The 5,613-nt window shown below is 46.5% G+C and carries 5 protein-coding genes; 1 reads left to right on the top strand and 4 read right to left on the bottom strand.

The genetic code is table 11. From position 1 onward, the window contains the following. The 4 genes from QUF61_RS17830 to QUF61_RS17815 form a co-directional block, all read right to left on the bottom strand. Positions 1–1,219: tetratricopeptide repeat protein (locus tag QUF61_RS17830; RefSeq protein WP_289682906.1), on the bottom strand; the 1,219-nt coding region annotated here is incomplete at its 3' end. Further along, the gene (locus QUF61_RS17825) at positions 1,216–1,872 is read right to left on the bottom strand and encodes a hypothetical protein (protein ID WP_289682905.1); all 657 of its coding nucleotides are present in this window, start codon (positions 1,870–1,872) and stop codon (positions 1,216–1,218) included. The genes QUF61_RS17830 and QUF61_RS17825, both read right to left, overlap by 4 nt. Next, on the bottom strand, positions 1,869–3,230 hold the full coding sequence (locus QUF61_RS17820) for an AAA family ATPase (protein ID WP_289682904.1): 1,362 nt from the start codon (positions 3,228–3,230) through the stop codon (positions 1,869–1,871). Before QUF61_RS17820 ends, QUF61_RS17825 begins: the two co-directional genes overlap by 4 nt. 39 nt (positions 3,231–3,269) lie before the next feature. Continuing rightward, on the bottom strand, positions 3,270–4,346 hold the full coding sequence (locus QUF61_RS17815; RefSeq protein WP_289682903.1) for a PilT/PilU family type 4a pilus ATPase: 1,077 nt from the start codon (positions 4,344–4,346) through the stop codon (positions 3,270–3,272). Positions 4,347–4,471: 125 nt separating this feature from the next. Between QUF61_RS17815 and truB the strand changes: the two genes are divergently transcribed. Beyond that, a complete protein-coding gene (gene truB / locus QUF61_RS17810; RefSeq protein WP_103918705.1) occupies positions 4,472–5,422 on the top strand; it encodes a tRNA pseudouridine(55) synthase TruB in 951 nt (316 codons plus the stop codon). The last annotated feature ends 191 nt before the right edge of the window (positions 5,423–5,613 follow it).

Here is a 5,613-nt window from a genome sequence, read left to right as displayed (position 1 = left end):
TCTCATCGGCTTTAATCGCCAGCGACTGCTCAAACAACTCAAAGGCACGTTCGGGCTGATTGGCATTTGCCAGCGCCGTGGCGTAGCTGGTCAGGGTCACTGTGTCATCGGCTTTAATCGCCAGCGACTTGTCAAACAACTCAAAGGCGCGTTCGGGCTGACTGGCATTTGCCAGCGCCGTGGCGTAGCTGGTCAGGGTCACTGTGTTATCTGCTTTAATCGCCAGTGACTGCTCAAACAACTCAAAGGCGCGTTCGGGCTGATTGGCATTCGCCAGCGCCGTGGCGTAGCTGTTCAGGGTTACTGTGTCATCCGCTTTAATCGCCAGCGATTGCTCAAACAACTCAAAGGCGCGTTCGGACTGATTGACATTCGCCAGCGCTGTGGCGTAGCTGTTCAGGGTCACTGTGTCATCGGCTTTAATCGCCAGCGACTGCTCAAACAACTCAAAGGCGCGTTCGGGCTGATTGGCATTCGCTAGCGCCGTGGCGTAGCTAGTCAGGGTCACAGTCTCATCAGCTTTAATCGCCAGCGATTGCTCAAACAACTCAAAGGCGCGTTCGGGTTGATTGGAATTTGCCAAAGCCGTGGCGTAGCTAGTCAGGGTCACAGTCTCATCGGCTTTAATCGCCAGCGATTGCTCAAACAACTCAAAGGCGCGTTCGGGCTGATTGGCATTCGCCAGCGCTGTGGCGTAGCTGTTCAGAGTCACCGTCTCATCGTCTTTAATCGCCAGCGACTGCTCAAACAATTCAAAGGCACGTTCGGGCTGATTAGCATTTGCCAGCGCCGTGGCGTAGCTGTTCAGGGTCACTGTCTCATCGGCTTTAATCGCCAGCGACTTGTCGAACAATTCAAAGGCGCATTCGGGCTGATTGGCATTCACCAGCGCCGTGGCGTAGCTGGTTAGGGTTACTGTGTCATTTTTATTGAGATTCAATGCCTCTTGATATAGTTGTAGCTTAAATTCACTATCAGAAATATTGTTCAGTAAATCAGATATACTTTTGGCCAAAAGCTTGGGTTGATCTCTTTGATTTTCACGCAGATAGTCCAGCCATTGCTCGGCACGTTCAGATTGTCCCTGGTCGATATATTGGAGAATCCGCTCTTTGATTTTATTCACACTTTCCAGTAAATCATGCGGATTTTTATGCGGTTTTTTACTTTGCTTGCCCTGGTCATAAGGGTTTTTGCGGCTACGGCGGCGATGGTTCACAGTGTGCTGCCTCCTTCCTGTATTGATGAGGCGTAATAAGCATCAATGTCGTCACAACTTTTTAATAGTGGCTGGTGAAGGTTTGCACTCAGTTCTGAAGTTGCGGTAAGTTGCTCTGGTAGCTTGCCCAGTTCTTCTGACAAGCCCTGAATGATTTGCTGGCGCACGGGTGTAGAACTTTCGCTTAAAAAGTCCAGACTGAGCGCCAGATGTTCCAGCGGATTGTCTTCCAGATGAATATCAATGACGACAATATAATATTTAACCGTCTCCCCATATTGTTCCTGTGCCGCATCACCAAGTTGCATCAATGTGATGACATCTTTTAAAACGCCGAGACTGTCGGTTATTTTTTGCTTTAGATTGAATTTTGTAATTTGCGAGGGAACTGCCGAGGACGGATTACGACGGATGAATTCCCGCCAGCCCTTCATTTCAATAAAATCCAGGCGCTGTTCAAGTATTTTGAGCGCATCACAGGATTTTGGTGTGGGTTTTTTCATCATTCTGGAGACCAGGGTTTTGGTCTGGTCAAAGTCAATGACTTCGGTTTGCGCCCGTGGGCAGCAACTTTTATCCAATTCTCCCAGCGGCATGGTTACAAACCAATTCTTGTCCTGAGCTATGCTTGATAAGTGCTTTATAACATTCATTGCTGCCACACCAGTTCCTGCATCGGGGCGGAAAGTTTGACAAAAATACGGTTCAGGTCGTTGCTGACATCGTGCATACTTGCAAAACCGTCTGGCTCACATTCCGCCAGATAGTAGTTCATTTTCGCCCCCAGTCCTTCCGCTTCACCTGCCACTTTCAAAGCCTGGATGATGTAGGGGCTGTGTGAGGTCAGCAGCACGGGTATGCCTTGTTGCACCAGCATAATCATCAGGCGCGCATATTCCACTTGCCACGCAGGATGCAAATGGGTTTCCGGTTCATCAACAATGAGCAGGCTTTTTGTATTCAACATGCCTGCATGAATCAGTAATTGTATAATACCGAAAGCTTTAATACCCGATGCGGTGTTTACAGGCTTGATATTCATGCTTTGTTCCTGCCCATAGCCACGCCGGAAAATAAAGTCCTTGTCGGAATCATCAAAATTGAAACCACCGCGCATCAGGGCGTGGGTATTTTGCAGCGCCGCAAAGAGCGGTTCATCGCCATCCATCAGACTATCACTGACATATTGTGCATTTTTAAGTTTGCTGATTAAATCAGCCAAATGATACGGCAAGCGGGCGTGAGAGCCTTTCAAGCCGAAACTATCTCCCGGCAATGTATGGGCGGTGTTAATCAGATCGTAGAGTTGCAGAATAATCGGTGTTTCAATAAAGCTGGCATCGTTAAATAACAATGGGTCGGATATTTCCAGATGCTGTACGCCATGCGTATCAATAGTCAAGGCCAGGATGGCATTGTCACCTTCGGATAAAGCGATATGCGCTTGTCGTTCCTCGCTATGTTTAGGTATCAATTCATTATTGAATTCAGATGCCAGAATTCTATTCAAAACAGGTCTGATACGCTCTCCTACTGTATCATCTGCTAATAGCTTGAGAATCCGTTTACTGAGTATTTTTATATCTTGTTGTATATTTGTAACATTATGATGCTCTTCAGATAGAGGGGTAGCGCTTTCTAATAATTGTGCTTTTTTATCAAAAATCGTTTTTATTTCATCTGCCTGGTAAGGCGCAGCAGTGAATTCAATAATTTTTCTGATACTCTGGAAAAAATTTGTGGGGAAAAATATTTCTTTTAAGCCGGGATTATCTTCAAAGCGAAAAGTTTTTCTGACTTGCCGATAAATATTTTCAATCTGTTCTTGAATATTAATTATTTTGTCTTCGCTTAAGCTTTTATCATATTGGCTGAATGCCTTGATAATCGAGAACAGCAATTTCCCTACCGTGCTTTTGCCACTATCGTTTTCACCCGCAATCACGGTAAGTCCATTCAGCCTTATACGCGCATCCTGGATTAAATTAATATTTTTTAAGATTAATTGCATTAAAAAACTCCTGAAAAAATTCAGATTGATGTTTCTGAACTAACCAAAATTCAAGCGCCGTTCCATATCCACGCTGGAGTCGGCTTTGTTGAGCGCCTCTTCCAGACTGATAGTGCCGTTTTTGTACATTTTCAGCAGGGTGTCTTCGTATAATTGCATACCTGGTGTGCTGCTGTTGGTAATTGCATTTTTAAGCTGATCCAGCTTGCCCTGTAATATCAAATCAGCGACCACGGAATTGTTGAGCATGACTTCCAGCGCAGGCAGGATTTTGTTTTCTTTGGTCAGCACCAGACGCTGGGAAACAACACACACCAAACTCATGGACAAGTCCAGACATAAGTCACCGTGGCGCTCAGCCGGAAACAGGCTGAGCACTCGTTGCAGGGCTTGATAAGTATTGCGGGCGTGCAGCGTGGAAATAGCCAGTACCCCGGTATTGCCCATTTCCATCAGGCTTTGCATGGTTTTTTGATCGCGTACCTCGCCCATCATTACAACATCGGGAGATTCGCGCATTGCGCCACGAATCGCCAATTCGTGAGAATGGGTATCCACGCCCAGCTCGCGCTGGCTGAATATGGATTTCACCGGTTTATGAATAAATTCTATGGGATCTTCAATACACAGGATATGCCCCGGCATTTCCCGATTACGGTGATCCAGCATGGCGGCAATGGTGGTGGATTTCCCTACGCCCATGCCACCAGCAACCAGAATCAGGCCCGCGCGTTTAAGAATCACTTCTTTTAAGATATCTGGCAGGTTTAACTCTTTAATATTCGGGACTTGTGGGCGTACATAACGCATGACCATCGCCACGCTGCCCTGCTGGCGATAGGCATTTACCCGAAACCGCGCACCGGTTTTTGCAGAGTTAATACAAAAATCCATTTCCATTTCATGCTCAAACTGCTTGCGCTGATTTTCATTCATTAAACGATGGGCAGTGGCTTTAGTCATTTCCGGCGTCACCACATGCTTGCCTGCGCTGATTAATTTACCTTTAAGTTTCATTCGCACCAGCGAATTGGGAATAAAAAAAACATCTGTGGCATGGTTTTCAACCATTAATTCCAGATAACGGTCTATATCCAGATAAGAGGCAATTGACATAGTGGTTATACTCATTTGTGGTTGATGGTAAAGCAATATGCTTAATGGTACACCGAATACCAACCCAAGGCATATCCACTTTCGGTATAATTGCGCTTATTTTTGACCAGGAATTCAATAAACTTATGGCGCGTAAAACCAAAGGCCGCCCGGTACACGGGATATTATTACTCGATAAACCCGGCGGTATCAGTTCAAATGCTGCTTTGCAGCGCGTAAAGCGTTTATATCAGGCACAAAAAGCCGGACATACCGGCAGCCTGGATAATCTCGCCACCGGCTTGTTACCCATTTGTCTGGGTGAAGCCACTAAGCTGTCTGGGTATTTGCTGGATGCCGATAAACAATATCAGGCACAATGCAAGCTTGGCGAAACCACCGATACGGCGGATGCTGAGGGGCAGATTTTACAAACCCGTCCCGTCACCGTCAGCCGTGCTGATATTGAGCAGCTTTTACCTCAGTTTCTGGGTGAGCAGGAACAAGTGCCGCCGATGTATTCCGCACTGAAACATCAGGGGCAACCGCTGTATAAATTGGCACGCGCCGGTAAAACCATCGAACGTAAAGCGCGGCGGATTCGGATTGATGCCATTGAGTTACTGGATTTTGATGGTACTTTCTTAAAACTGGATGTCAGTTGTACTAAAGGCACTTATATTCGCACACTGGCGGAAGATATTGGTGAAGCCTTGGGCTGTGGCGCACATATCACCGCCCTGCGACGCACCCGCGTGGGCCAGTTAAATGAGTTAATCAGTCTGGAGCAACTTGGTGCATTAACTGGAGCCGACAATAAAACAGCCGAAGAACAACGGGAAGAACAACGGGAAGAACAACTGGCTGCGCTGGATGCCCTGCTACGACCGATGGATTTGGCGGTTGCCAACTGGCCTGAGCTGCATTTATCCGCAGCAGAAACAGTAAAAATTCTGCATGGGCAACGCATACAACGTGCAACCAAACCCAATCTCCAGGGCGAGATTAAGCTTATCAGCGCCGAACAGGTTTTTATCGGTTTGGGGGAAGTCAATCAGGAAGGGGAAATTATTCCCCGGCGTTTATTTTGTTTTTAAACAATAGACCTTCCAGGTTTTGAAAACCGGGAAGGTCTTCGGCGCAATGGCAAGCTAAAGCGATGCTTTATTTTCCATGCACAAGGTTAAAACCTTCGCCTTTCAGGCGAACAGATTTATCTCTAATGTTTAACGGTAAAACTTAAAATATGGGTTTTAGCGCTAACACCCCAAAGGGGTATTTTAATATA

Origin of the sequence: Candidatus Venteria ishoeyi (assembly GCF_030378065.1) — a bacterium.
Lineage (GTDB): Bacteria > Pseudomonadota > Gammaproteobacteria > Beggiatoales > Beggiatoaceae > Venteria > Venteria ishoeyi.
This window is presented reverse-complemented; position numbering and strand designations above follow the sequence as displayed.

What these genes read in the sequence shown, in the direction of transcription:
- QUF61_RS17820 (WP_289682904.1), bottom strand. Translation starts at nt 3,230, where the DNA reads ATGCAATTAATCTTAAAAAATATTAATTTAATCCAGGATGCGCGTATA.
- truB (WP_103918705.1), top strand. Translation starts at nt 4,472, where the DNA reads ATGGCGCGTAAAACCAAAGGCCGCCCGGTACACGGGATATTATTACTC.
- QUF61_RS17815 (WP_289682903.1), bottom strand. Translation starts at nt 4,346, where the DNA reads ATGTCAATTGCCTCTTATCTGGATATAGACCGTTATCTGGAATTAATG.
- QUF61_RS17825 (WP_289682905.1), bottom strand. Translation starts at nt 1,872, where the DNA reads ATGAATGTTATAAAGCACTTATCAAGCATAGCTCAGGACAAGAATTGG.